Annotated in this window: 26 protein-coding genes and 1 pseudogene; 6 read left to right on the top strand and 21 right to left on the bottom strand. The window is 73.9% G+C overall.

The genetic code is table 11. From position 1 onward, the window contains the following. Positions 1-151: 151 nt before the first annotated feature. From PV350_RS21515 to PV350_RS21500, 4 genes are all read right to left on the bottom strand, one after another. Complete coding sequence (locus PV350_RS21515; protein WP_499513468.1) at positions 152-1,273, bottom strand: GuaB3 family IMP dehydrogenase-related protein; 1,122 nt, start codon at positions 1,271-1,273, stop codon at positions 152-154. A gap of 109 nt (positions 1,274-1,382) precedes the next feature. After that, complete coding sequence (gene guaB / locus PV350_RS21510) at positions 1,383-2,885, bottom strand: IMP dehydrogenase (protein ID WP_499513467.1); 1,503 nt, start codon at positions 2,883-2,885, stop codon at positions 1,383-1,385. Positions 2,886-2,985: 100 nt separating this feature from the next. Beyond that, positions 2,986-3,600: a sigma-70 family RNA polymerase sigma factor gene (locus PV350_RS21505; RefSeq protein WP_499513466.1), complete on the bottom strand. Its 615-nt coding sequence runs from the start codon at positions 3,598-3,600 to the stop codon at positions 2,986-2,988. Between the two features lie 262 nt (positions 3,601-3,862). Beyond that, positions 3,863-4,474 carry a response regulator transcription factor gene (locus tag PV350_RS21500; protein ID WP_003948568.1) on the bottom strand — a complete coding sequence of 204 codons (612 nt, stop codon included), beginning with the start codon at positions 4,472-4,474 and terminating at the stop codon, positions 3,863-3,865. Positions 4,475-4,944: 470 nt separating this feature from the next. On the opposite strand from PV350_RS21500, the gene PV350_RS21495 reads away from it, so the two are divergent. Further along, positions 4,945-5,259 carry a WhiB family transcriptional regulator gene (locus PV350_RS21495; protein ID WP_319138961.1) on the top strand — a complete coding sequence of 105 codons (315 nt, stop codon included), beginning with the start codon at positions 4,945-4,947 and terminating at the stop codon, positions 5,257-5,259. Positions 5,260-5,270: 11 nt separating this feature from the next. On the opposite strand, the gene PV350_RS21490 is transcribed toward PV350_RS21495, so the two are convergent. Further along, positions 5,271-6,236, bottom strand: a complete 966-nt coding sequence (locus PV350_RS21490) for a LysR substrate-binding domain-containing protein (protein WP_500335452.1) — start codon at positions 6,234-6,236, stop codon at positions 5,271-5,273. A 140-nt stretch (positions 6,237-6,376) separates the two neighbouring features. Continuing rightward, a pseudogene (locus tag PV350_RS21485) lies at positions 6,377-6,481 on the bottom strand (helix-turn-helix domain-containing protein); the annotation flags it as partial. Between the two features lie 84 nt (positions 6,482-6,565). Here PV350_RS21485 and PV350_RS21480 point away from each other — a divergent pair. The 3 genes from PV350_RS21480 to PV350_RS21470 all read left to right on the top strand — a co-directional run bounded on the left by PV350_RS21480 (position 6,566) and on the right by PV350_RS21470 (position 9,148). Next, positions 6,566-7,621 (top strand): aminotransferase class V-fold PLP-dependent enzyme, encoded by a 1,056-nt coding sequence (locus tag PV350_RS21480; protein WP_500335441.1) that lies wholly within the window; start codon positions 6,566-6,568, stop codon positions 7,619-7,621. A gap of 71 nt (positions 7,622-7,692) precedes the next feature. Then, on the top strand, positions 7,693-8,352 hold the full coding sequence (locus tag PV350_RS21475) for an MOSC domain-containing protein (RefSeq protein WP_500335439.1): 660 nt from the start codon (positions 7,693-7,695) through the stop codon (positions 8,350-8,352). A 10-nt stretch (positions 8,353-8,362) separates the two neighbouring features. Further along, positions 8,363-9,148 carry an SDR family NAD(P)-dependent oxidoreductase gene (locus tag PV350_RS21470; RefSeq protein ID WP_500335437.1) on the top strand — a complete coding sequence of 262 codons (786 nt, stop codon included), beginning with the start codon at positions 8,363-8,365 and terminating at the stop codon, positions 9,146-9,148. Positions 9,149-9,239: 91 nt separating this feature from the next. Here the strand turns inward: PV350_RS21470 and groL are convergent, their stop codons facing one another. The 4 genes from groL to PV350_RS21450 all read right to left on the bottom strand — a co-directional run bounded on the left by groL (position 9,240) and on the right by PV350_RS21450 (position 13,475). Then, positions 9,240-10,868 (bottom strand): chaperonin GroEL, encoded by a 1,629-nt coding sequence (groL, locus tag PV350_RS21465; protein ID WP_499513462.1) that lies wholly within the window; start codon positions 10,866-10,868, stop codon positions 9,240-9,242. Positions 10,869-10,993: 125 nt separating this feature from the next. Beyond that, complete coding sequence (gene groES / locus PV350_RS21460) at positions 10,994-11,302, bottom strand: co-chaperone GroES (protein WP_319158003.1); 309 nt, start codon at positions 11,300-11,302, stop codon at positions 10,994-10,996. 257 nt (positions 11,303-11,559) lie between these two features. Further along, a complete protein-coding gene (locus tag PV350_RS21455) occupies positions 11,560-12,114 on the bottom strand; it encodes an NUDIX domain-containing protein (protein ID WP_500335435.1) in 555 nt (184 codons plus the stop codon). Then, the gene (locus tag PV350_RS21450) at positions 12,114-13,475 is read right to left on the bottom strand and encodes a hypothetical protein (protein WP_500335433.1); all 1,362 of its coding nucleotides are present in this window, start codon (positions 13,473-13,475) and stop codon (positions 12,114-12,116) included. The genes PV350_RS21455 and PV350_RS21450 overlap by 1 nt, the downstream gene beginning before the upstream one ends. Positions 13,476-13,534: 59 nt before the next feature. Here PV350_RS21450 and PV350_RS21445 point away from each other — a divergent pair, with 59 nt between their 5' ends. Further along, entirely contained in the window at positions 13,535-14,767 is a 1,233-nt protein-coding gene (locus PV350_RS21445) for a THUMP-like domain-containing protein (RefSeq protein WP_500335431.1), read from the top strand. A gap of 4 nt (positions 14,768-14,771) precedes the next feature. Here PV350_RS21445 and PV350_RS21440 read toward each other — a convergent pair whose 3' ends face one another. The 5 genes from PV350_RS21440 to tsaB all read right to left on the bottom strand — a co-directional run bounded on the left by PV350_RS21440 (position 14,772) and on the right by tsaB (position 18,090). Further along, entirely contained in the window at positions 14,772-15,425 is a 654-nt protein-coding gene (locus PV350_RS21440; RefSeq protein WP_500335429.1) for an HAD family hydrolase, read from the bottom strand. Positions 15,426-15,565: 140 nt separating this feature from the next. After that, complete coding sequence (locus PV350_RS21435) at positions 15,566-15,826, bottom strand: hypothetical protein (RefSeq protein WP_499513457.1); 261 nt, start codon at positions 15,824-15,826, stop codon at positions 15,566-15,568. Further along, positions 15,823-16,932 carry a tRNA (adenosine(37)-N6)-threonylcarbamoyltransferase complex transferase subunit TsaD gene (gene tsaD, locus PV350_RS21430; protein ID WP_499513456.1) on the bottom strand — a complete coding sequence of 370 codons (1,110 nt, stop codon included), beginning with the start codon at positions 16,930-16,932 and terminating at the stop codon, positions 15,823-15,825. The genes PV350_RS21435 and tsaD overlap by 4 nt, the downstream gene beginning before the upstream one ends. Next, positions 16,925-17,428, bottom strand: coding sequence for a ribosomal protein S18-alanine N-acetyltransferase (rimI, locus tag PV350_RS21425; protein WP_499516915.1), 504 nt, complete (start codon positions 17,426-17,428; stop codon positions 16,925-16,927). Before rimI ends, tsaD begins: the two co-directional genes overlap by 8 nt. An 8-nt stretch (positions 17,429-17,436) precedes the next feature. Further along, on the bottom strand, positions 17,437-18,090 hold the full coding sequence (gene tsaB, locus PV350_RS21420) for a tRNA (adenosine(37)-N6)-threonylcarbamoyltransferase complex dimerization subunit type 1 TsaB (protein ID WP_500335426.1): 654 nt from the start codon (positions 18,088-18,090) through the stop codon (positions 17,437-17,439). Positions 18,091-18,254: 164 nt separating this feature from the next. Here tsaB and PV350_RS21415 point away from each other — a divergent pair, with 164 nt between their 5' ends. Then, a complete protein-coding gene (locus PV350_RS21415; RefSeq protein WP_499513454.1) occupies positions 18,255-18,797 on the top strand; it encodes a hypothetical protein in 543 nt (180 codons plus the stop codon). Positions 18,798-18,909: 112 nt separating this feature from the next. Here PV350_RS21415 and PV350_RS21410 read toward each other — a convergent pair whose 3' ends face one another. The 6 genes from PV350_RS21410 to PV350_RS21385 all read right to left on the bottom strand — a co-directional run. After that, positions 18,910-19,080 (bottom strand): hypothetical protein, encoded by a 171-nt coding sequence (locus PV350_RS21410; protein WP_499513453.1) that lies wholly within the window; start codon positions 19,078-19,080, stop codon positions 18,910-18,912. Positions 19,081-19,205: 125 nt separating this feature from the next. Next, positions 19,206-19,730 carry a tRNA (adenosine(37)-N6)-threonylcarbamoyltransferase complex ATPase subunit type 1 TsaE gene (tsaE, locus tag PV350_RS21405; protein ID WP_500335424.1) on the bottom strand — a complete coding sequence of 175 codons (525 nt, stop codon included), beginning with the start codon at positions 19,728-19,730 and terminating at the stop codon, positions 19,206-19,208. 11 nt (positions 19,731-19,741) lie between these two features. Beyond that, a complete protein-coding gene (locus tag PV350_RS21400) occupies positions 19,742-21,025 on the bottom strand; it encodes an alpha/beta fold hydrolase (RefSeq protein ID WP_500335422.1) in 1,284 nt (427 codons plus the stop codon). A gap of 32 nt (positions 21,026-21,057) precedes the next feature. Beyond that, positions 21,058-22,194 (bottom strand): alanine racemase, encoded by a 1,137-nt coding sequence (gene alr, locus PV350_RS21395; protein WP_499513450.1) that lies wholly within the window; start codon positions 22,192-22,194, stop codon positions 21,058-21,060. A gap of 35 nt (positions 22,195-22,229) precedes the next feature. After that, on the bottom strand, positions 22,230-23,240 hold the full coding sequence (locus PV350_RS21390) for a L,D-transpeptidase family protein (protein WP_499513449.1): 1,011 nt from the start codon (positions 23,238-23,240) through the stop codon (positions 22,230-22,232). An 84-nt stretch (positions 23,241-23,324) separates the two neighbouring features. Further along, positions 23,325-23,993: ADP-dependent NAD(P)H-hydrate dehydratase (locus tag PV350_RS21385; RefSeq protein ID WP_500335419.1), on the bottom strand; the 669-nt coding region annotated here is incomplete at its 5' end.

Raw genomic sequence — 23,993 nt, 5'->3', positions numbered from 1 at the left:
TACAGAGATGTGACGATCCCTCAGGGACCGCTCCGGAACCGGCTCGGCCGAACACCCCCTGCTCCGCGCGGCATCCGCCGGCCGGCCACGGAACGCACCGGGGCCCGTACCGCCGGGCGGCGGTACGGGCCCCTGGAGCCTGGAACGGCGGTCAGCGGTGGTGCGTCGGCGACACGGTGACCTCGACCCGCTGGAACTCCTTCAGTTCGGAGTAGCCGGTCGTGGCCATCGCGCGGCGCAGTGCGCCGAAGAAGTTCATGGAGCCGTCGGGCGCGTGCGAGGGGCCGAGCAGGATCTGCTCGGTCGTGCCGGCGGTGCCCAGGTTCATGCGCTTGCCACGCGGCAGTTCCTCGTGCGTGGCCTCCATGCCCCAGTGGAAGCCGCGGCCGGGTGCGTCGGTGGCGCGGGCCAGCGGGGAGCCCATCATCACCGAGTCGGCGCCGCAGGCGATCGCCTTGGGCAGGTCGCCGCTGGAGCCGAAGCCCCCGTCGGCGATGACGTGCACGTAGCGGCCGCCGGACTCGTCCATGTAGTCGCGACGGGCCGCGGCCACGTCGGCGACCGCGGTCGCCATCGGCACCTGGATGCCGAGGACGTTGCGGGTGGTGTGGGCGGCGCCGCCGCCGAAGCCGACGAGGACGCCCGCGGCACCGGTGCGCATCAGGTGCAGCGCCGCGGTGTAGGTGGCGCAGCCGCCGACGATGACCGGGACGTCGAGCTCATAGATGAACTGCTTCAGGTTGAGCGGCTCGTGGGAGCCCGACACGTGCTCGGCGGAGACCGTCGTGCCGCGGATGACGAAGATGTCCACGCCCGCGTCGACCACGGCCTTGGAGAACTGCGCGGTGCGCTGCGGCGAGAGCGCGGCCGCCGTGACCACACCGGCGTCGCGCACCTCCTTGATCCGCTGGCCGATCAGCTCCTCCTTGATCGGCGCCGCGTAGATCTCCTGCAGGCGCCGGGTGACGGAGGCGTCGTCCAGCTCGGCGATCTCGGCGAGCAGCGGCTCGGGGTCCTCGTAGCGGGTCCACAGACCCTCGAGGTTGAGCACGCCCAGGCCGCCGAGGTTGCCGATGCGGATCGCGGTCTCCGGGGAGACCACGGAGTCCATCGGGGCCGCCAGGAAGGGCAGCTCGAAGCGGTAGGCGTCGATCTGCCACGCGATCGAGACCTCCTTGGGGTCCCGCGTACGGCGGCTCGGGACGACGGCGATGTCGTCGAATGCGTATGCCCTGCGGCCGCGCTTGCCCCGCCCGATCTCGATCTCAGTCACTGTCGCTATGCCTTTCCTTCGTGGCCTGCCCGTCCAGTATCCCAGGCAGGGCAGCCGGAAGCCCGCGGCCGTGCGGCGCCGCGGGCTCCGGGTGATCCGCTCGTACCGGTCAGCGGGTGTGGTAGTTCGGCGCCTCGGTGGTCATCTGGATGTCGTGCGGGTGGCTCTCCTTGAGCCCGGCCGCGGTGATCCGCACGAAGCGGCCCTTCTCCTTGAGCTCGGGGATGGTGTGGGAGCCGACGTAGCCCATGGAGGAGCGCAGGCCGCCGATGAGCTGGTGGGCCACCGCGGAGAGCGGGCCGCGGTAGGGCACCTGGCCCTCGATGCCCTCGGGGACGAGCTTGTCCTCGGAGAGGATGTTGTCCTGGAAGTAGCGGTCCTTCGAGTACGACTTGGCCTGCCCGCGCGACTGCATCGCGCCGAGCGAGCCCATGCCGCGGTAGGACTTGAACTGCTTGCCGTTGATGAAGAGCAGCTCGCCCGGCGACTCCTCGCAGCCCGCGAGGAGGCTGCCCAGCATGACGGTGTCCGCGCCGGCCGCGATGGCCTTGGCGATGTCACCGGAGTACTGCAGGCCGCCGTCGCCGATCAGCGGGACACCGGCCGGGCCGGCCGCGAGGGAGGCCTCGTAGATCGCCGTCACCTGGGGCGCGCCGACACCGGCGACCACCCGGGTGGTGCAGATCGAGCCGGGGCCGACACCGACCTTGATGCCGTCGGCGCCCGCGTCGATCAGCGCCTGGGCGCCGTCGCGGGTGGCGACGTTGCCGGCCACCACGTCGATCTTGATGTTGGCCTTGACCTTGGCGACCATGTCGAGGATGCCGCGGCTGTGGCCGTGCGCGCTGTCGATGACCAGGAAGTCGGCACCGGCCTCGACCAGCCGCTGGGCGCGGAGGAAGGCCTCGTCGCCCACGCCCACCGCGGCGCCGACCAGCAGGCGGCCCTCGGCGTCCTTGGCGGCGTTGGGGTACTTCTCGGCCTTCACGAAGTCCTTGACCGTGATCAGGCCCTTGAGGCGGCCCTCGTCGTCGACGAGCGGCAGCTTCTCGATCTTGTGCTTGCGCAGCAGGTCCATCGCCTCGACGCCGGAGATGCCGACCTTGCCGGTGACCAGCGGCATCGGCGTCATGACCTCGCGGACCTGCCGGGAGCGGTCGCTCTCGAAGGCCATGTCGCGGTTGGTCACGATGCCCAGCAGCTTGCCGGAGGCGTCGGTGACGGGGACGCCGCTGATGCGGAACTTGCCGCACAGCGCGTCGGCCTCGGCGAGGGTGGCGTCGGGGTGGACGGTGATCGGGTCGGTCACCATGCCGGACTCGGACCGCTTCACCAGGTCGACCTGGTTCACCTGGTCCTCGATGGACAGGTTGCGGTGGAGCACGCCCACGCCGCCCTGGCGGGCCATCGCGATGGCCATCCGCGCCTCGGTGACCTTGTCCATCGCCGCCGACAGCAGCGGGATGTTCACGCTGACGTTCCGGGAGACCTTCGAGCGGGTGTCGACCTGGTTCGGCACGACGTCCGACGCACCTGGGAGCAGCAGCACATCGTCGTAGGTGAGTCCGAGCAGCCCGAACTTATCGGCTACTCCGTCGGCGTTCAGCGTCATGACACCTTCCCCATGGTCTTGCCCGGCGAGATGTTCAATGCTAATGGCTCCCGCGCGAAACCAATTCCGCCCCTGGTGCGGGGGCCGGGGGCGGCGTGCGCTAGGCGCTCAGCCCGGGAGCACCCGCGGCGGCTTCCTCCGCCAGGGCCCGCAGCCGGGACAGTGCGCGGTGCTGCGCCACCCGGACGGCGCCCGGCGACATGCCGAGCACCTGACCGGTCTCCTCCGCCGTGAGGCCCACGGCGACGCGGAGCAGCACCAGCTCCCGCTGGTGCTCCGGGAGGTTGGCGAGCAGCTTCTTCGCCCACTCCGCGTCGCTGCTGAGCAGCGCCCGCTCCTCGGGCCCGAGCGAGTCGTCCGGCTGCTCGGGCATCTCGTCGGAGGGCACGGCCGTCGAGCCCGGACCGCGCATGGCGGCCCGCTGGAGGTCGGCGACCTTGTGTGCGGCGATGCCGAAGACGAAGGCCTCGAAGGGCCGGCCCTGGTCCCGGTAGCGGGGCAGGGCGCACAGCACCGCGAGGCAGACCTCTTGCGCGAGGTCGTCCACGAAGTGGCGCGCGCCACCCGGCAGCCGCGACAGCCTCGTACGGCAATAGCGCTCGGCGAGCGGGTGCACATGGGCGAGCAGGTCGTGCGTCGCCTGCTCGTCGCCGTCCACGGCTCGACGTACGAGTGCCCCTATGGCTGTCTCATTGCCGGTGGCCTCGTCGCGCATCCGTCCATAGTGCATCGCCGCGGGCCGCTCCGTGGGCTCACACCCGTGGTTGTGCTCCGAAGCGTTATGCGGCGCGCCGTGCGGAGCGTTCCGAGGGACCGCACCGGCCGTAGTCATGTCATGCACCCGCCGCCCCGCCCGACCGTGTCCCCGAGAGTCCATGCCTCAAGCATGCGCCCTCGGCGCGGAAACCGGTACGAGCGGGGCAGCCGCACAGCTGCCCCACAGCTCATCGGCCCCTCCAGCCCTCGAAGCCGCTGCCTCAGCGCACCAGGCCCCAGCGGAAGCCGAGCGCCACCGCATGGGCCCGGTCCGAGGCGCCGAGCTTCTTGAACAGGCGTCGCGCGTGCGTCTTGACGGTGTCCTCGGAGAGGAAGAGCTCGCGGCCGATCTCGGCGTTGGAGCGGCCGTGGCTCATGCCCTCCAGCACCTGGATCTCGCGGGCGGTCAGGGTCGGGGCGGCGCCCATCTCGGCCGACCGCAGCCGGCGCGGGGCGAGCCGCCAGGTCGGGTCGGCCAGCGCCTGGGTGACCGTGGCCCGCAACTCGGCGCGCGAGGCGTCCTTGTGCAGGTACCCGCGGGCACCGGCGGCGACCGCGAGGGCCACCCCGTCCAGGTCCTCGGCGACCGTGAGCATGATGATGCGGGCGCCGGGGTCGGCGGACAGCAGCCGCCGTACGGTCTCCACACCGCCGAGGCCGGGCATCCGGACGTCCATGAGAATGAGGTCCGAGCGGTCGGCGCCCCAGCGGCGGAGGACTTCCTCGCCGTTGGCCGCGGTCGTCACGCGCTCCACGCCGGGCACGGTCGCTACCGCGCGGCGCAGGGCCTCTCGGGCAAGCGGGGAGTCGTCGCAGACGAGAACGGAAGTCATGACCGTCCTCCGCAGCTGATCCGCGTCACGTTGAGCCTCCAGGCTGTACGAATCGTTCACCGGTGGGGATGACGGCCTCGGGCGTCTGCCCGATTAGTTCGACCGCCAACCACTTCCGCACCTTCAACGACCCTCACTCGAAAGAGTTACGGAGTTTGGCGGCCGACTCCCGCACTCTCCGTGCGCGGACCGACACGGATCAGCAACGTCGCAGGTCGCGGCTGTTCGCCGGGCCCCAAAAACCCGCACAACGGGCGCCCGCTTGCAGCACACATCAGCCGCCGACCGGGGGGCAATGTCAGATTTTGCCTGTTTGGAGGCTTTTTACCCGCATGGCGGGAGTTCGTTGGCGATTTTGTGATGAATCATATTTACATCTACTTCGACAGTAGATGTAACGTCGACAGCACCCTCCCAGAGCTTCGCGCCTGGACGGTGTCCCTGCAGCCCACCTCTCGAGGAGATGAGCAATGGCAGACTTCTCCCGCCTCCCGGGCCCGAACGCCGACCTCTGGGACTGGCAGCTCGTCGCCGCCTGCCGCGGTGTCGACAGCTCCCTGTTCTTCCACCCCGAGGGAGAGCGCGGCGCCGCCCGGAGCGCGCGTGAGGCGGCGGCGAAGGAGGTGTGCATGCGCTGCCCCGTCCGCGCCGAATGCGCGACGCACGCTCTGACGGTCCGCGAACCCTACGGGGTCTGGGGCGGACTCACCGAGGACGAGCGCGAGGAGATGATGGGCCGGTCCCGCAACCGGGTCATGAGCTCGCACGCCACCGGCAGTCACTGACCCACCGGACATCAGCCACAGAGGAAACGTTTCACCACAAGACGGACGTCCGCCTCCGCGCGGACTCGGACCGAAGGGCGGTCGCGCAGAGCCGCGAGACGCAGCCGCCCGAGCATCATGTCGACGGCCGGCACCTGGGCCAGGTCGGGCAGCGTCACCGCGGCCACATCACGGCGTGCGGCCGGCCGGAGTCGCGCACGGCCACTCCGCGCAGCCGTACCGCCTCCAGCGCGAGGCCGGGCTGCGCCGAGACGCCCATCCCTGCGGCCACCGGGCCGACGGCCGCCGGGTAGTCGTCGGTGGCGAAGTCGATGCGCGGCTCGAAAACCCGCCCGCCCGCACAGCCCGACCAGGTGCCGGCGGCAGTGCGGGCAGCCCGCGATCCACGGTTCGTCGGCCAGGTCGGACGTCCGCACCGGACCACCCCCGCGCGCCGGCGGGTGCCCGGCGGGAAGCACCGCGAAGAGCCGGTCGGACAGCAGCGGCCGCATCAGCAGCCCCTCCCACGCGGCGGCCCGCTCGCCGCCGCCCTCGTCCTCGTCCTCGTCCTCGTAGCGGTAGGCCAGCGCCGGTTCGCACTCACCGGCACGCAGCATCTCCACCGCCCGCGGCGGCTGCGCCCCGGCCAGGGTGATCCGTACATCCGGGTGCGCGGCGCGCATCGCGGCCGGCGCGGTGGGGACCAGGGACGGCCCCGCGCTCGGGAACGACACCAGCCGCACCCGCCCGGCGCGCAGGCCCCCGATGGCCGCGACCTCCTCCTCCGCGGCGGCCAGCCCCGCCAGGATGCCGCTCGCGTGCCGGGCCGGCGCCTCGCCCGCCTCGGTCAGCCGGGTGGTCCGACCGCCGCGGACCAGCGGCGGGGTGCCCGCGGCGAGCTCCAGCGCCTTCGTCTGGTGACCAGCCAGCGGTTGCCGGGATGGGCGTCGAGCAGGTCGCGGAGCAGGCCCGGGCGCGGCGGCCTCGGCGTCCGGGATCTCGTCGATGCCGTCGACCAGCAGCAGCCCGCGGCCCTCGGTCAGGACCCGGGTCTCCCAGCCCGCGGGCTGCGTCCCGGCGAGCGGGCAGCCGGCAGCGGCGAGGAAGCCGGGGGGCGCGGGCAGGCGTTCGCCGTGGGCCGGCTGACCGCCGGCTGGGTGCAGCCCAGTTCCCGCGCGGCGCCCGACAGCGAGCCGGTACGGGCCACGACGCGCGGCACACGGAGGTGGCGGGCTTCGAACACGCCCCGAGCACAAGCGTTCCTTGGGGATGGCGTTCAGTGATCGCCGATGGACTTTGGGCAGCCCGGGGCTCAGGCTGAGGAACCATGGACATCGCCGGGGAATTCGCGCTGGACGCCGGGATCACCTACCTCAACACCGCCTCCTCGGGCATCGGCCCGCTCCGCTCCGTCGAGGCGCTGCGCACCGCCGTGGCCGCCTGGTCCGACGGCACCGACGACTGGGTGCGCGACGAGCGCGTCCTGGGCGCCGCCCGCGCCGCCTACGCCCGCCTCACCGGGGTCGCCGCCGACCGCGTCGCGGTCGGCTCCTCCGTCACCACGCACGTCGGCATGATCGCCGCGGCCCTCCCCGCCGGGGCGGAAGTCGTGCTGGCCGACGGCGACTTCAGCTCGCTGGTCAACCCCTTCGCCTCCCGCGCCGACGTCGTGACGCGCACCGTGCCCCTGGAGGGGCTCGCCGACGCCGTACGTCCCACCACCGACCTCGTCGCGGTCAGCGCGGTGCAGTCCGCGGACGGCCGGGTCGCCGACCTCGCCGCGGTCCGCGAGGCCGCGTCGCGGCACGGGGCGCGCGTGCTCGTCGACGCCACCCAGGCGGTCGGCTGGCTCCCGCTGCGCGCGGACGGCCTCGACTACGTCGTGTGCGGCGGCTACAAGTGGCTGCTCGCCCCGCGCGGGGTGTCCTTCCTGACCGTGCGGGAGGGCGCCGAGGACGGGCTGTCGGCGCAGTTCGCCGGCTGGTACGCGGCCGAGGACCCCTGGGGCGACTGCTACGGGCCGGTCGCGCACCTCGCGCGTTCCGCCCGGCGGTTCGACGTGCTGCCGCCGCTGCTGCCGTACCTGGCCGGGGCGGCCTCGCTGGGGCTCGTCGAGGAGCTGGGCGTCGAGGCCATCGGCGCCCACGACGTCGCGCTGGCCGAGCGCTTCCGGGCGGGCCTGCTGCGGCTCGGCCACAAGCCGGTGCCCTCCGGCGCGCAGGACTCGGCGATCGTGGCCGTCCCGGGCCTGGGCGACGCGGCGGAGCGGCTGGCCGCCGCCGGCATCCGCGTCTCGGCCCGCGCGGGCAACCTGCGGGCGGCCTTCCACCTGTACAACACCGAGGCGGACGTCGACCGGCTGCTCCGGGTGCTCGCGGGCTAGTCCCCGGCGTCCGGCGCCGGTCGCCGGAAAAGACCTCGCCGGGTGCCGGGCGGGAGCCGTACGGTCGCGGGATGAAGCTGCTCTCGGTAAACGTGGGCCGGCCCCGTCCGAACCCGTGGAAGACCAGCGGGACGACCGGCATCGACAAGCTCCCGGTGCCGGGCCCGGTGGCGGTGACCGCGCCGGGCCCCAAGGGCACCGGCGCGGTCGGCCTCGCCGGCGACCGGGTGTACGACGTGGCGCACCACGGCGGTGCCGACCAGGCGGTCTACGCCTACGCGCGCGAGGACCTCGACACCTGGGAACGCGAACTCGACCTGCCGCTGCGCAACGGCATGTTCGGGGAGAACCTGACCACCTCGGGGCTGGACGTCAACCAGGCCCTGATCGGGGAACGCTGGCGGATCGGCGGGCCGGGCGGCGCCGTCCTGGAGGTGTCCTGCCCCCGGATCCCCTGCGCCACGTTCCAGGGCTGGCTGGAACAGGGCGGCTGGATCAAGACGTTCACCCGCGCCGCGCTGCCCGGTGCCTACCTGCGGGTCGCCGAACCCGGGGAGGTCCGGGCGGGCGACCGGATCGAGGTCGTCCACCGCCCGGACCACGAGGTCACCGTCGCGCTGACCTTCCGCGCGGTCACCCTGGAGCCCGCGCTGCTCCCCCGGTTGCTGGCGGCGGACGCGCTGCCGCAGGACGCGCGCGCCGCGGCCCACGGACGTACGGGGGCTCACTAGCCTGCGGGGCATGACGACTTCACTGATCACGGGAGCCACCGCGGGGATCGGCGCGGCGTTCGCGCGCCGGCTGGCGGGGGACGGTCACGCCCTCGTCCTGGTCGCCCGCGACGAGCAGCGGCTGGAGGAGTGCGCGCAGGACCTGCGGCGCGCGTACGGGGTGACCGTCGAGGTGCTGCCCGCCGACCTGTCGGCGGACAAGGGCATCGAGACGGTCGAGGCACGGCTGCGCGACCGCGGACGCCCGGTCGACGTGCTGGTCAACAACGCGGGCTTCGGCAACCGGGGCGGCTTCGGCGACGTGCCGATGACCGACGAGCTGACCATGCTCAAAGTGCACTGCGAGGCGGTGCTGCGGCTGACCGGCGCCGCGGCCGGCGCCATGCGGCAGCGCGGGCGCGGCTTCGTGATCAACGTGGCCTCGGTGGCGGCCTTCGTGCCGCGCGGCACGTACGGGGCCAGCAAGGCGTGGGTCGTCAGCTTCACCCAGGGCGTGGCCCGCGACCTGGCGGGCACCGGGGTGCGGCTGCTGGCGCTGTGCCCGGGCTTCGTCCGCACCGAGTTCCACCAGCGGGCCGGGATGGACACCGGCGGCATCCCCTCCTGGGCGTGGCTGGACGCCGACAAGGTGGTCGCCGCGGCCCTGCGCGACCTGGCCCGCGGCCGCTCCCTCAGCGTGCCCGACCCCCGCTACAAGGTCGCGGTGGCGGCGGCCAGGCTGGCGCCGGTCGGGGCGCTCGGCCGCGTCTCGTCGAAGGCGGGGAGGCGCTTCGGTCCGGCCTACCCCCGCGACTGAGACCGGCCGTCGAGCAGCTCGGGCCGTCCCCGGCCGGGACAGCCCGAAGGCCCCCGTTCCCGGCCGGGAACGGGGGCCTTCGCGGTCCAGCTCAGTGGGAGTGGCCGTGGCCGTGACCGTGACCGGCCTCGGCGGGCTCCTCCTCCTTCTTCTCCACCACGAGGGTCTCGGTGGTGAGGAGCAGGGACGCGATGGAGGCGGCGTTCTCCAGGGCGGAGCGGGTGACCTTGACCGGGTCGATGACGCCGGACTTCACCAGGTCGCCGTACTCGCCGGTCGCGGCGTTGAAGCCGTGGCCCTTCTCCAGCTCGGAGACCTTGGAGGTGATGACGTAGCCCTCCAGGCCGGCGTTCTCGGCGATCCAGCGCAGCGGCTCGACCGCGGCGCGGCGGACGACCGCCACACCGGTGGCCTCGTCGCCGGTCTTGCCGAGGTTGTCGTCCAGCACCTTGACCGCGTGGACGAGCGCGGAGCCACCACCGGAGACGATGCCCTCCTCGACCGCGGCGCGGGTCGCGGAGATGGCGTCCTCCAGACGGTGCTTCTTCTCCTTGAGCTCGACCTCGGTGGCCGCGCCGACGCGGATGACGCACACGCCGCCGGCCAGCTTGGCGAGGCGCTCCTGGAGCTTCTCGCGGTCCCAGTCGGAGTCGGTCGAGGCGATCTCGGCCTTGATCTGGTTGATCCGGCCGGTGATCTCCGAGGACTCGCCGGCGCCGTCGACGACGGTGGTGTCGTCCTTGGTGACGGTCACGCGGCGGGCGGTGCCGAGCACGTCCAGGCCGACCTGGTCGAGCTTGAGGCCGACCTCCTCGGCGACGACGGTGCCGCCGGTGAGGGTGGCGATGTCGCCGAGCATGGCCTTGCGGCGGTCACCGAAGCCGGGGGCCTTGACCGCGACCGCGTTGAAGGTGCCGCGGATCTTGTTGACCACCAGGGTCGACAGGGCCTCGCCCTCGACGTCCTCGGCGATGATCAGCAGCGGCTTGGAGGCACCGGCCTGCAGGATCTTCTCCAGCAGCGGGAGCAGGTCCTGGATGGAGGAGATCTTGCCCTGGGTGATGAGGATGTACGGGTCCTCCAGGACGGCCTCCTGGCGCTCCTGGTCCGTCACGAAGTACGGCGACAGGTAGCCCTTGTCGAAGGCCATGCCCTCGGTGAAGTCCAGCTCCAGGCCGAAGGTGTTGGACTCCTCGACGGTGATGACACCGTCCTTGCCGACCTTGTCGATCGCCTCGGCGATCAGCTCGCCGACCTGCTTGTCCTGGGCGGACAGCGCGGCGACGGCGGCGACGTCGTCCTTGCCCTCGATGGGGCGGGCGGTCGCGAGCAGCTCGTCCGAGACGGCCTTGACGGCGGCGTCGATGCCCTTCTTCAGGGCGGCCGGGGAGGCGCCGGCGGCGACGTTGCGCAGACCCTCGCGGACCAGCGCCTGGGCGAGCACGGTGGCGGTGGTGGTGCCGTCACCCGCGATGTCGTTGGTCTTGGTCGCCACCTCCTTCACCAGCTGCGCGCCGAGGTTCTCGTACGGGTCGTCGATCTCGACCTCACGCGCGATGGTCACACCGTCGTTGGTGATGGTCGGGGCGCCGAACTTCTTGTCGATGACGACGTTGCGGCCCTTGGGGCCGATCGTCACCTTCACGGTGTCGGCGAGCTTGTTGACGCCACGCTCGAGGGCGCGACGGGCGTCCTCGTCGAACTTCAGGATCTTGGCCATACCGGCGGAATTCCTCGTCTTTGGGTTCTCGTCAAAGACCGCGCCCCGGGTCCCCGGTCCGTGCGAGGACTCGGTGTGCCCGGGGCGTGGTCACGGCATTTCTCGGTTACGAGCGGCGCCGGTATTTACTTCTCGACGATCGCGAGGACGTCGCGAGCCGAGAGGACGAGGTACTCCTCGCCGCTGTACTTGACCTCGGTGCCGCCGTACTTGCTGTACAGCACGATGTCGCCGACCTTGACGTCGAGCGGGATGCGGTTGCCGTCCTCGAAGCGACCCGGGCCGACGGCCAGGACGACGCCCTCCTGGGGCTTCTCCTTGGCGGTGTCCGGGATGACCAGGCCGGAGGCGGTGGTCTGCTCGGCATCCAGCGGCTGGACCACGATGCGGTCCTCGAGCGGCTTGATGGCAACCTTGGTGCTGGTGGTCGTCACGATCCGACCTCCCCCTTCAAAGGGCTCACGGGAGTGTCTGTCTGGGGTGGCGACCTGGTAGGCCCGTCGTCGCGGGTGCCGGACCTGCCCGTCGCGTTTGTGCTGGCACTCGGCATGGCTGAGTGCCAGGTCCGAGATTAGGACGCGCTTAGCACTCGGTCAAGCGGAGTGCCAACGCCGCGCCGCACGATCCGCGCTCACCCGGGGGTGACGGGGTGCCCGGACGCGCGGTTCCGGGCCCGGCGCGCCCGTGCCGCTCACCGGCGGACGGCGCTCCACGCGCCGAACGCGGCAAGGGTGAACCCGTCGCGCAGCTCGCCCGAGCGGACCGCCCCGGCGATGGCGTCCGGGCCCCACCAGCGCGCCTCGGCGACCTCGCCGTCCCCGGCGGCACCGGGCCGGGCCACGGCGTCCGCGGCGACGGCCACCTCGACGACGGCCACCTGGCTCTCCAGCAGCCCGGAGTCGACGTCCAGGACCGCCACCACCGTCGCCGCCGAGCCCACCAGCCCGGTCTCCTCGGCGAGTTCACGCAGCGCGTCGGCGGCGGGGTCGGCCTCGCCGAAGCCGCGCGGCAGCTCCCAGGCCCAGCGTCCCACCGTGGGCCGCCACTGACGGACCATCAGCACGTCCTCACCCCGCCGGGCGAGGACCACGACACCTGTGCGACCGCCGCCGACCCGGACCCGGTGCAGCTCGACCTCCGCCCCGGACGGCAGCCGGTAGGTGTCGAGGTGGACCTCGCACCACCGCCCGCCCTCGGCGTCGCCGTACGCCTTGCGGCTCCCGGTACGGGTCGCCTCGCCGTCCATCAGACCGCCCCCCGCGGCGTCGCCGGGAACTCCATCACGTCGTACCGGCCCCGGTAGTCCCGCAGGCGCGGCAGCCCCGCGGTCACGGCGGCGACGAGCACGGGCGTCAGGGCCCCGGCCGCGCCGGCCGCGAACGAACCGAGCGCCCCCTGGCCGAGCACCCCCGCGGCGACGCTCAGCCCGCCCGCCGCCAGGGACTCGGTGCCGAGCCCGCGGACCGCCCGCGCGACGCGCCGCACGCGGGTCACCGGCACCTCGTCCCCGCGGCCTTCCGGAGGCTCCTTGGTCCGTCCGCCGAGCAGGTCGCCGACCTCCTGGAGCGCGGCGAGGTCCTGCCGCCCCCACCACGCCCCGAGGGCGTCCTCGGCGTCGTCGGTGAAGCGCTGCCACTGCGCCGCGGTCAGCAGCCCGAGCCGCAACTCGAAGCGGGTCGGCCAGGCCACCACCCGGGTCCGCTCCCCCAGCGCCTCGGCATCCGCCCGCGGTACGCCGTGCCGGGTGGCGCTCACCCCGAGCGCGCACCCCTCACCGGCGGCGATCGCCCGGTAGTACGTCTCGTCGAAGGCGTCGCGCAGCGTCCGTCCGTCGGCCCGCACCTGCGGGTCCGGGTCGTGCAGCAAGGCGTCCAGCCGCTCGTGCACGCGGCTGCGGTGGGGCATGCCGTCCACGTCGAACTCCCCGCCGGTCCACGCGGCGAGCACGGCCCGTCCCGCGTCACCGGCGAGCGCCCCGGGCGGGGGCGGGGGCTGCACGGCGTACGCGGCCCGGTAGTCGGCCGGCCGCAGCGGGCTGACCTCCAGCTGGCCGCGTCCGGCCGCCTGCAGCCACTCGTCCCAGCGGGTGACCATGCGCCGCCGCAAGGGGGTGCCGAGGACCCCGGTCGCCGCGAGCAGCCGGTCCGCCGTGGCGGCCGGACCCTCCGCCGCGAGCCTCGCGGCGGCGGCGGCCGGGTCGGCGCGGGCGGCGAGCTCGTGCTGCAGGCGCAGGCAGCGCTCGTCGGGGAGCGGCAGCGAGGAGAAGAGGAAGCCGCGGGAGAGGAGTGCGACGAGCTGTCCCGCCAGGTCGGCGTCGCGGGCGTTGACCCGGATCGGCATCATCGCCCCGCCGCCGACGGCGCGCAGCGCGAGCTCGTCGAGGAGTTCGGCGGGCCGCAGCACGGCGAAGGCGGCGCCGTCGAGCAGCTGGGAGTAGGCCAGGAAGAGGCCGCCGCCCTGGAGGACCTCCCAGCGCAGCCGCCCGAGCAGTTCCGCCCGGGTCCGCGCGTCCACACGCTCCACCGGGGCGGCACGGCCTGATGCTCCGGCGCTCAGCGTGGCCCGCTGCCGTAAGGAGTCCCATTCCGTGCTGAGCACGGCCGTCATCCGTCCCCCCTCGTCCACACGTACCGGGCCAGTCCAGCACGCACCGGTGCCGCGGGACAATGGACGGCGTGGATCTTGACGCGTTCTCGGCTCTCCTGACCGACGAGGGGCAGTCGCTGCTGACCTCCCTGCGGGACTACGACCCCGCCGCCGAACTGGCGACCGCGACACGGCTGCGGCGGGAGCACGACGCCGCCCTGGTGGCGGCGGCGCTGACGCAGGCCCGGCTGCGGCAGCGGGCGGCGGCGAAGTTCGGGGAGGACGCCTACCGGATGTACTTCACGCCCGACGGGGTCGAGCAGTCGACGCGCGCCTCCGTCGCCCGGCACCGGGCGGAGCGGTTCGCCGCGCTCGGGGTGCGGCGGCTGGCGGACCTGTGCTGCGGGATCGGCGGGGACGCCGTCCCGCTGGCCCGCGCCGGGGTGGAGGTGCTGGCGGTCGACCGCTCCCCGCTGACCTGCGCGGTGGTGCGGGCGAACGCCGAGGCGCTGGGGCTGGCCGACCTGATCGAGGTGCGCTGCGCCGATGTGACGGAGATCGCCACGGACGGCTTCGACGCGGTGTTCGCCGATCCGGCCCGGCGCGGCGGACGATCAAGAGGTGCAGCGCGCAGCGCTTCGCAAGAAGGGCGGTGGCGGGCGACGGGCGGGCGGATCTTCGACCCCGAGGCGTACTCCCCGCCGCTGTCGTGGGCGGTGGCGACGGCGCGGAAGGCGCCGCTGGCCGCCGTGAAGGTGGCGCCGGGGATCCCCCACGAGGCCGTGCCGGAGGACGCCGAGGCGGAATGGGTCTCCGACCACGGCGACGTGAAGGAGGCCGTGCTGTGGTTCGGCACCGCGCCGGGCACCCGCCGCGCGACCCTCCTGCCGTCGGGCGCCACGCTGCCCGCCGCCGGGCTGCCCGACCCCCAGGTGCGCCCCGTGGGGCGCTGGCTGTACGAGCCGGACGGCGCGGTCATCCGGGCCCACATGGTGGCCGACGTGGCGGCGCAGGTCGGCGGCGGGCTGATCGACGGGACCATCGCGTACGTCACCTCGGACGAGCCGCACACGACGCCGTACGCGACCGCCTACGAGATCACCGACGTGCTGCCCTTCAACCTCAAGCGGCTCAAGGCCCTGCTGCGCGAACGCGAGGTCGGCGTGCTGACCGTTAAGAAGCGCGGCTCGCCCGTCGAGCCGGAGGAGGTGCGCCGCCGCGTCAAGCCGCAGGGCCCCCACGCGGCCACGGTCTTCCTCACCCGTGTCGCGGGCGCCCCGAGCATGCTGCTGGGCGGCCCGGTCCGCGGCTGAGGCGCTACGTCCGGCGCAGCAGGCGCCGCGCGGCGCCCGGCACGTCGGTGAGGGCAGCGGCGAGGACGGTGGGGTCGCAGCTGCCCAGCGCGGGGCCGGTGTACCCCCAGACCGCGCCGATCGACGGGATCCCGGCGGCCGCCGCGGCGGCGACGTCGGAGGGGCTGTCGCCCACGAAGCAGGCGCGGCCGGGCGGCACCCCGAGACGGTCGAGCGCGAGCAGGATCCCCTCCCCGGAGGGCTTGGGCGCCGCGTCGCCCCATCCGACCACCACGCCGAAGTGCGCGGACAGCTCCGCGGGGACGAGCCGCGTCACCCGGCTCGCGGGCTGCATGGTCACCACCCCGATCGCCGTGCCGGAGGCCGCGAGGTCGCGCAGCACGCCGACGGCGCCCGGGAACGGCGACGCACCCCACGTGGCGAGGGTGAGCGCGTCCTCCCAGGAGGCTCCGAACACGGTCTCCTGGTCGGTCACACCGAGACGCGCCAGGAGTTCGTGATGGGGAAGGTGGTCGAGTCCGGCCGGCAGACGGCTCTCGTCGACGGGCTCGCCCAGGGCGGCACGGGCGACGTCGAGGATCGCCCGTCGCATCGCCTGCCGGCTGTCGAGGAGGACGCCGTCGAGATCGAAGAGGACGGCACAGCCGGAGTCGGTCACGCGTACTTCGCCACCTGCGAGAACGCCTCCCGGACACCGGTCGTCCGGCAGGACGCCTGCTCGGGGGGCGGCGCCGAGCAGAAGCCCGGTTGCGATCGACGCCGGACCCATCATACGACCGGCCCTCCCGCGCCCCGGGGCTAGGCCGTGACCCCCACCGACTCGAAGCGCCAGCGGTGGACGGCCCGCCGGGCCAGGCCGTCGCCGGGCTCGGGCAGCTCGGGCAGCTCCGCGTCGTACGGGGCGTCCCACCAGGTGATGACCAGGACCCGGTCCTGAGGGGCGGAGAAGGTCTCGCGGCGCAGCGGGGCCGGGGACAGCGTCCGTTCGCGGGCCCACGCCAGCAGCTCGGGCCCTCGCCCCTCGACGGCGCGGGCCTCCCACATCAGGGCGACGGTCACGAGTAGAGGTTGTCCTTGCTGAGCTCGTGGAGATGGTCGTGATCGTGGTCGTGGTCGTGCGTGTGGCCGGGCACGGACACGTCCGTCACCTGCAGCGAGGAGTCCGCGGGCAGGTCCCACGTGGAGGACGGCCGGCCGCGGGCCACCATCTCCGCGCCGAGGGCCGCGACCATGGCGCCGTTGTCGGTGCACAGCTTGGGGCGCGGCACGCGCAGGACGATGCCCGCGTCCTCGCAGCGCTCCTGCGCCAGCGAGCGCAGCCGGCTGTTGGCCGCGACACCGCCGCCGATCATCAGGTGGTCGACGCCGTTGTCCCTGCAGGCCCGGATCGCCTTGCGGGTGAGGACGTCGACGACGGCCTCCTGGAAGGACGCGGACACGTCCGCGACCGGCACCTCCACGCCCTCCCGGCGCTTGGACTCGATCCACCGGGCCACGGCCGTCTTCAGGCCGGAGAAGGAGAAGTCGTAGAGCGGGTCGCGGGAGCCGGTCAGGCCGCGGGGGAAGCGGATCGCGTCCGGGTCGCCCTCGCGGGCCGCGCGGTCGATGGCCGGGCCGCCGGGGAAGCCGAGGCCCAGCACGCGGGCGACCTTGTCGAAGGCCTCGCCCGCCGCGTCGTCGATGGTGGAGCCCAGCGGGCGCACGTCGCCGGTGATGTCGGGGGCCAGCAGCAGCGACGAGTGGCCGCCGGACACCAGCAGCGCCATCGTCGGCTCGGGCAGCGGCCCGTGCTCCAGCTGGTCCACGCAGATGTGGGAGGCCAGGTGGTTGACCCCGTACAGCGGCTTGCCGAGCGCGTAGGCGTACGCCTTGGCCGCGGACACGCCGACCAGCAACGCGCCCGCGAGCCCGGGGCCGGCGGTGACGGCGATCCCGTCGAGGTCGGAGGCGGCGACGCCGGCCTCCTTCAGCGCGCGCTGGATCGTGGGGACCATCGCCTCCAGGTGCGCGCGGCTGGCGACCTCGGGGACGACGCCGCCGAAACGGGCGTGCTCGTCCACGCTGGACGCGATCGCGTCGGCCAGCAGGGTGTGCCCGCGTACGATGCCGACACCGGTCTCGTCGCAGGACGTCTCGATGCCGAGGACAAGGGGCTCGTCAGCCATGGGTGGTCTCTGTTCCTTGTAGTCCCGGTACGTCAGGGGATGCCGGCAGCTCGCCGAGCCTCATCACGAGCGCGTCGACGTTGCCCGGCTGGTAGTAGCCGCGGCGGAAGCCGATCGGCTCGAAGCCGAAGCGCGCGTACAGCCGCTGGGCGCGGACGTTGTCGACCCGCACCTCCAGCAGCACCTCGTGGCACTCGAAGGCGGTGGCCCGGCGCAGCAGTTCCCCGAGCAGCAGCGCGCCGAGGCCGGTGCCCCACTGCTCGGGGGCGACGCCGATGGTCTGCACGTCCCCGGTGCCGCCGACGGCGGCCAGGCCCCCGTAGCCGATGATCCGCCCGGCCTCGTCCTCGGCCACGACGTAGTGCCGGGTCGCCGACGGGTGCCGCGCGTCGGCCAGTTCGGACCAGAACATGCCGCGCGACCACGCGTCGTCCGGGAAGAGCCGGTGCTCGAGCTCCATCACCGGGTCCAGGTCCCACCAGCGCATCTCGCGCATCAGGGCGGTCACTTCGGCAGGACCGCCTTGTAGCCGGCCGGCACCTGGGCGTCCGGGCGGCGCAGGTAGAGCGGCAGCGCGGGGAGGAAGTCCTCGCCGTCCGCCAGCTTCACGGCGGCGAGCGCGGCCAGCGCGGCGGCGGACTGGTCGGCGGGCGGGCGGACGTCGGTGAAGGCCTCGGGGTACAGGGCGGCGCCCGCGCCGACCGCGGGCACCCCGGCGACCTCGCCGGCGATGTCGCCGGGCCGGTCCACGGCCGGGTCGGTCACCCGGGCCCGCGGGCCCTCGTACCGGGCCCAGTAGACCTCCTTGCGGCGGGCGTCCGTCGCCACGACGAACGGCCCCTCGATCCCGGCGGCGTAGGCCAGCCCGTCGAGGGTGCAGATCCCGTGGACGGGAACGCCGAGCACGTCGGAGAAGGAGACCGCGGTCACCAGCCCGACGCGCAGCCCCGTGTACGGGCCGGGGCCGACCCCGACCACGATCCCGGTCACGTCGCCCAGTCCGGCCCCCGCCTCCCGCAGCACACGGTCCACGGCGGGCATCAGCAGCTCCCCGTGCCGTCTCGCGTCGATCTCCGTCGACTCGGCGAGCACGCGCCGGCCGTCGTGCAGGGCGACCGTCACGGCGGGGGTTGCGGTATCGAAGGCAAGCAGCAGCACGCGTTCAGCCTACGGCGTTCACCGGGGTGGCCCTGCCAGGACGGGGGCACCACCGCGGCCCGGGACGGCGCTCCCGTCGCCGTGCGGCACGGCTGCTAACGTCAACCCAGCGTGACGCCCACCTCCGGAGGAAAGCCGTGGCAAGGATCGGTTCAGGGACGATCGTGACCGGACTGACCGCAGCCGCACTGGCCGCCGTCGGCGTGCTCGCCGTCCAGGCCTCCAGCTCCGCCAGTGAGATGGCCAAGGGCGTCCGTCCCACGGACACCGGCGGCCGCGACACCTCCCTGGCGGCCTCCGCCTCGCCCTCGCCGAAGCGGACGGACGAGCTCCCCGCGGCCTCCGGCAGCGGCAGCAGGGTCGTGTACTCGCTGCGCGCGGACCGCGTGTGGCTGGTCGGCGACGACGGGAAGGTGCGCTCCACGTACAAGGTCGTCCCCGGCACCGTGGACCCCGCCCCCGGCAGCTACTCCGTGACCTCCCGCAGCGCCACCAGCGTCGGCGGCGACGGCGTGGCCGTCGAGAACGTGGTGCGGTTCACGACCGTCGACAGCGTGGTGATCGGCTTCAGCGCGGCGAAGGACGGCTCCCTGCCCGACGCCCCGCCCCCGGGTCAGCAGACCGGCGGCATCCGCGAGAAGCGGAAGGACGGGGCGGCGCTGTGGAAGTTCGCGACCGTGAACACCAAGATCGTCGTCGTGCGCTGATTTCCCCCGGACGAGTGAACGCCCACCGGGTCCACCCGGCGGGCGGCGGGCACCTCGTGTCCCGCGGCCCGTCCGGACCGGTCCGGACGGCCTCCGCCTGGGCGGCGTCCGTCTAGGCCGCGTCCGCCTCGGGGCGCCGCGTGGGTTCGTCCTGCGCCGTGTCCGGTTCCGGCTCCTCGGGCTCCCCCGGCGGGGTGCACACCGCGTTCGCCGCCGCGGCCGCCGCCAGCAGCGCCTGCATCGAGTAACCCTGCTCCGGCTCCGGGGCCGTGTGGGCCGACATGGATGCCTCCTGGGTCCGACGGGGGTCGGGTTAGGCAGCCCTAACCAACTCCTGGACTCCAGCAGAACACGGCGGACGTGCCGTACGCAACATCTTCCCGACACCTTGTCGGAACGGTTACGCGCTCAGACGCCGAGCCCCGCCAGGTCCTCACCGGCCCAGCGCCCGCCGACCCCGGTGACGACGACCTCGCGCACGTCGTGGTCCTCCTGCCCGTTCGCGGCGACCTCGCCCACCGCGCGGTGGATCACCAGCTGCAGCCGGTCGTCGGAGAGCTCCTCGACCTTGCCCTCGCCCCACTCGACCACGACCACCGACTCCGGCAGCGAGACGTCGAGGTCCAGGTCCTCCATCTCGTCGAGGCCGCCGGTCAGCCGGTACGCGTCCACGTGCACCAGGGCGGGGCCGCCGCCCAGCGAGGGGTGCACCCGCGCGATCACGAAGGTCGGCGACGTCACCGCGCCCCGGACGCCCAGGCCCTCGCCCAGGCCACGGGTCAGCGTGGTCTTGCCCGCTCCCAGGTCACCGCTGAGGACGACGAGGTCGCCGGCGCGCAGCAGCGGCGCGAGACGGCGCCCCAGCTCGCGCATCTGGTCGGGGGTCTTGACGGTGACCCGGGTCGCTTCCATGCCGATGGCTTCCATGCCCATGTGCCCGAATGCTACGCGCCGCCGGAGACCACGCGGTCCGCCCTGTCCGGCCCGGCGGGCGGCGGCACCGCCAGTTCGCGCAGCGCCTGCGGGACCGCTGCGCGCGAGGCGTCGGCCGCCTCGGCGAGCAGCGCCGCCAGGTGCGTGTTGACCAGCTCGGGGTGTTCCAGCATCACCAGGTGCCCGGCCCCGGGCACCACCACCAGCTCGGTGTCCGGCAGGCGCTCGGCGATGGACCGGCTGTGCTCACTGGGCGTCAGCAGGTCCTTGTCCCCGGCCAGTACGAGCCCGGGCAGGCCGTCCAGCACGTCCAGGGCCTCGCTCTTCTCGTGCTCGGTGAAGGCCGGGTAGAACTCGGCGACGACGTCGATCGGGGTCGACTCGATCATCCGCTCGGCGAAGCGCGCGACGCCCGGGTCCACCTCGGAGCCGAAGGAGTAGCGCTTGATGATCCCGGCGAAGAGGTCGGCCGTCGCCCGGCGCCCCCGTTCCACCAGGTCGACCTGGGTGCCCAGGATCCGCAGCACCCCCGGCGCCAGCGCCCGCAGCGCCCGCGCCCCGGCCGCCGGCAGGCCCAGCGTCACGCTGGCCAGCCTGCCGGAGGACGTGCCGACGAAGGCGAAGCCGGCCACGCGCTCGGCCACCACCTCGGGGAACTGGTCGGCGAACGCCATGACCGTCATGCCCCCCATGGAGTGCCCGACGAGCACCAACGGGCCCTCCGGCGCTGCGGCGTCGATCACCGCCTTCAGGTCGCGGCCGAGCTGGTCGATCGTGGCGGGCTCGCCGTCCGCCTGGTCCTTGCCCCGGCCGGAGCGGCCGTGGCTGCGCTGGTCCCAGTAGACGGCGCGTATCGCCCCGCGCAGCGCGGCGCGCTGGAAGTGCCAGGAGTCCTGGTTGAGGCAGTACCCGTGGCAGAAGACCACGGTCAGCGGCGGCGCCTGGCCGCCGCGGCGGAAGAACTGCCAGCGTCGCGTCGGCGCGGCCGCGTCGATCGCCGCCGGGTCCGCCTCCTCGACCTCGTAGTAGATCTCGGTGCCGTCCTCCGCGGCGACCCGGCCCGGCATCCCGCGCAGCGAGCCGTAGGGCCCTGCCAGGTCGAGGGCGAGCCGGGCGCGTTTGCGCATGCTCCGGCCCACCGTGGCCCGCTCCAGCGCCACGCCCGCGGCGGCACCCGCCGCGACGACGCCCACCGCCGCGCCGACGATCCCGGCGCGCTGCCAGCGACCCGAAGCGGCGGCCGCTTCGGCCACCGCCTCGATCGCCGTCCCCGTTGCCCTACCGCTCTCGGTCATGGTCGTATCGCTGCTTCCCCTTGGCTACGCGTTTACGTACCCACGTAGACGCGCGGCACCCGGGTCCCGATCCGAGTGACGATCTCGTATGCGATGGTGCCCGCCGCCCGTGCCCAGTCCTCGGCGGTCGGCTCACCGCGGTCACCAGGGCCGAACAGTACTGCCTCGTCACCCGCGTCGGCGCCGTCGCCCCCGAGGTCGACCACGAACTGGTCCATCGCCACCCGCCCGGCGACCGTCCGCCACTTGCCCGCCACCAGCACCGGGCCGGTGCCCGAGGCGTGCCGCGGGACGCCGTCGGCGTACCCGACGGGCACCAGGGCGAGGGTCGTCTCGCCGGGTGTCGTGTAGTGGTGCCCGTAGGAGACCCCGTGGCCGCCGGGGACGCGCTTGGCCGAGGCCAGTCGCGCCGACAACGTCATCACCGGGCGCAGCCCGAAGTCCGCCGGGCCGCCGACCTGCGGGACCGGCGAGATCCCGTACATCGCCACCCCGGTCCTGACCAGGTCGAAGTGCGCCTCGGGCAGGGTCAGCGTGGCTGGGGAGTTCGCCATGTGCCGGACCTCGGGGCGCAACCCGGCGCGCTCCGCGGTCTCCAGGGCGCTGTGGAAGACGGCGAGCTGCGCCGCGATGGAGGGGTGGCCGGGCTCGTCGGCGCACGCGAAGTGCGACCACAGCCCGGTGACCTTGACCAGGCCCTCGGTCTCGGCTGCGCGGGCGGCGGCGACGAGGTCGGGCCACTCCGCGGGCTGGGCGCCGTTGCGGCCCAGGCCCGTGTCGGCCTTCAGCTGGACGCGCGCGGTCCGGCCCGCGGCCGCGGCGGCCTCCGCGACCTCGCGCAGCGCCCACAGCGCGCTGACCGTCACGTCGACGTCCGCCTCCACGGCGGCCCGCCAGGGCCCTCCCGGCGTCCACAGCCAGCACAGCACGGGGGCCGTGATCCCGGCCGCGCGCAGGGCCAGCGCCTCGTCGGGCGTCGCCGTGCCGAGCCAGCCCGCGCCCGCCTCCAGGGCGGCCCGGGCGCACGGCACCATCCCGTGGCCGTAGGCGTCCGCCTTGACCACGGCCATCAGCCCGGAGCGGGGCGCGCGGGCGCGCAGCGCCGCGACGTTGGACCGCAGGGCGGCGAGGTCGATCGTGGCCTGGGCGCGCAGATTCGTCTCATCCATCGCGCCCAGTGTCTCAGGCCGGCCCTGTGCCGCCGTCACGTGGCGGGTTTCCTGCCCCACACGTACACCGCTTCCTGGATCTTCAGGAGGTTCCACAGCAGGCGCGCGTTGCGGTTGGACAGGTTGATGCAGCCGTGCGATCCGGGCGCCTTGTAGACGCTCCCGGGAGTGGCGTGCATCGCCTGGCCGCCGCTGAAGAACTGGCTGTAGGGCATCGGGGCGTCGTAGATGTCGGAGACGTGGTCCTTGTGGCGCCAGTAGACGGAGAAGCGGCCGGTACGGGTGAGGTAACCGCTGCGGCCGCTGCGGATGGCGACGGGGCCGAAGACGACCTTGGTGCTGCCGCTCTGCACCCACAGCAGCTGGCGGTTGAGGTCGATGCAGACGATGCGCTTGCCCCGGGCCGGCGCCGGGCACCGGCGGGAGGCGTTGGGGCCCTTCCTGGCGGCCTCGTCGAGACGGAGGTAGCCCCAGGTGGTGGGGCCCGCGAAGCCGGTGGCGGGCACGATGCCCTTGGCCTTCTGGTAGCGGCGGATCTGCGAGCAGTCGGCCTCGGACTGCCTGCCGTTCACGCGCAGCCGCAGCCGCTTCTCGACCTCGCGCTGGTAGGGGCCGGTGAAGGACGTGCAGTACTCGGCGGGCTCCGGGTTAGACCCGTCCTCCTCGTCCTCCTCGTAGTACGGGTCCCCGTCCTCCTCCTCCTCGGCGGCCCGCTCCTGCTGGAACGTACGGGCCCGCTCGACGTCCTTGGCCGGTACGAACTCCACCAGCTGCGGATCCACCCAGTCCTCGCCCTCGTCCTCGGAGGGCACGGCGCTGCGCGTGGGCCCGGTCGGCGCCAAGCCGATCGTGCGGGGCAGCGCGCCCTGGTCGGGGGTGTCGACCTGCCGGGAGGCGGCCGGGCCGAAGGGGACCCCGGGGACGAGCCGGTCCACCGGCACCGGCCAGTCGTCGTCCGCGGCGGCCGTCGTGTGCGCACCGAGCGCGGCAAGGGCGACCACTGCCGCGGTGAGCAGCCGGACCCTGCTTCTGGCATACGTTCCCATGAACACACAAATTGACGTGCGGCCGCCCGGCGGAACGCCACGTCGGCGGACTCCACCCGTTTCGCCCAGTCGATTGACGGCGGGTCAGGACCTGATGTCGCGCCAGGCGTCGGGAAGGGCGGCGGCCACGTCGTGCGCGGCGATCGGCGCGCCCACCGGGCCCGCGGCGACCCGCGCCGACAGACCGTGCAAGTAGGCGCCGACGGAAGCCGCGTCGCGCGGGACGAGCCCCGCGGCCAGCAGGGACCCGGTGATACCGGAGAGCACGTCACCGCTGCCGGCCGTGGCCAGCCAGGACGTCCCCGTGGGATTGACCCGGACCGGCACCCCCGGCTCCGGGGACGCGACGAGCGTCGTGGAGCCCTTCAGCAGCGCCGTCGCGCCGAACGCGTCGGCCAGCCTCCGTACGTGGTCCAGCCGCGCCGCCTCCACCTCCTCGCGGGCCACGCCGAGCAGCGCCGCCGCCTCCCCCGCGTGCGGGGTCAGCACGGTGCCCGCGGCGCGGGAGCGCACCACGGCCCGGTCCAGCAGCCGCAGGCCGTCCGCGTCGACGAGCACGGGCACGTCCGAGGCGAGCACGTCGTCCACCGAGCGCCGCGCCTCCGGCCCGTCGCCCAGCCCCGGGCCCACCACCCAGGCCTGCACCCGGCCCGCCTTGTGCGGCGGCCCCGCGGACACCAGCGTCTCCGGGAAGCGGGCCAGCACGGCCCGCTTCCCGGAGACGCTGGTGTCCGCGGGGCCGCCGCACAAGGC

Source organism: Streptomyces sp. PA03-6a (assembly GCF_033792765.1).
In the GTDB taxonomy this organism is placed as follows: domain Bacteria; phylum Actinomycetota; class Actinomycetes; order Streptomycetales; family Streptomycetaceae; genus Actinacidiphila.
The sequence above is the reverse complement of the archived record's forward strand: the minus strand, read 5'-3'. Positions and strand labels throughout refer to the sequence as shown.